The organism is Flavobacterium esculini, from assembly GCF_048284325.1.
In the GTDB taxonomy this organism is placed as follows: Bacteria; Bacteroidota; Bacteroidia; order Flavobacteriales; family Flavobacteriaceae; genus Flavobacterium.
Genome location: NZ_JBLVPI010000050.1, coordinates 1 through 1,266, shown reverse-complemented (window position 1 = coordinate 1,266; position 1,266 = coordinate 1). Strand labels below are relative to the sequence as shown.

The following is a 1,266-nucleotide window of genomic DNA, read 5'->3' as shown; positions in this document are numbered from 1 at the left end:
CTAGTTTGATTCGTACTACTTGCCAGTTTATAAAAGAACGTCTGCGTTGTTGCGGGTGCAAAAGTAGCCCCTTTATTCGCTTTAACAAGCTTTTTTAAACCTTTTTTTTGACGTTTCCTTAACTTAAACTTTAACTCGCTGGAAACATGCGCCTTGAATAATAAAAGTTTTTAGATTGATTAGCTATGATAACCCTGAATTCTTCGAATTAGCTTCTTTTCCCTACTATACTATATAAAAGCATTACTTGCTCTACTTCCGTTTTATTCATTCAATCTTATTTTAGACCCCGATTTATTTAGATTTTTACCGAACAATTCTTATTCTACCACTCAAAAACCACTCAACAATACTTCAGACAATACTTCAGACAATTGGATTTAGTATACAACCCTACTAACTACGTAAAAGCAGCAGCAAAAAACCCACAGGAAAACGGAGTGAAATACAACTTTCTAAAGATTTGTAATCATAGCACGACTCATTATATATAAAATACACACTATCATAATCTCCTTTTTTATTAAGAGAAACATCCTAATCATTTTTTTGCGTCAAATCTCAAAAATCAAAATTAGAAATGTAGAATTCTTCCGGATACGCTATTTCTTGCACAAAAAACAAATCAAAATGGTCACAAATCAAATAGAAAGTGCTGCTTTATTATTTGAATTGTAAGCCGATATTCAAAAAGCATACTATCTAACCCAAGTTACGCAAAATCTTTGAGAACACAACCGATAAAATCATTGGTTTTACCAAACTAACTAAATGACATAAGAAAGTAAATCAAATCTGAATTCAATTCATTCAATGCAATCTCAAGAACAATAATGAATCATTATCAAAAAATATTGAATTATTTTGATAACAGAAGTACCAATGGCTTTGGCAGAATCTTTCAATACTAAAATAAGAGCTTTTAGATCGCAATTCAGAGGTGTTAAAAATATAGATTCCTTCCTTTTTAGGTAACTCTATTATTCTTAATTTTTATCTCTCCCCAGGGTTTAGGATAGATCCGGATTGATCTAGAATATTTATGCTTAATTGATCCCAATCCAATCCGGTTTAGGACTGATCGATTAATCCTTTATTACATACAAAAAAGTTAGGAACAAAAAAAATCCTCATCAAATGAATGATGAAGATTTAATAGAACCTGAAACGAGTTCAGATCAAAGAAAGGCGACGACATACTCTCCCACATAACTGCAGTACCATCTGCGCAGGCGGGCTTAACTACTCTGTTCGGGATGGGAAGAG

General features: G+C 32.5%; 1 rRNA gene. It reads right to left on the bottom strand.

From position 1 onward, the window contains the following. Positions 1-1,183 precede the first annotated feature (1,183 nt). Positions 1,184-1,266, bottom strand: a 5S ribosomal RNA gene (gene rrf / locus ACNQGG_RS17280); the annotation flags it as partial.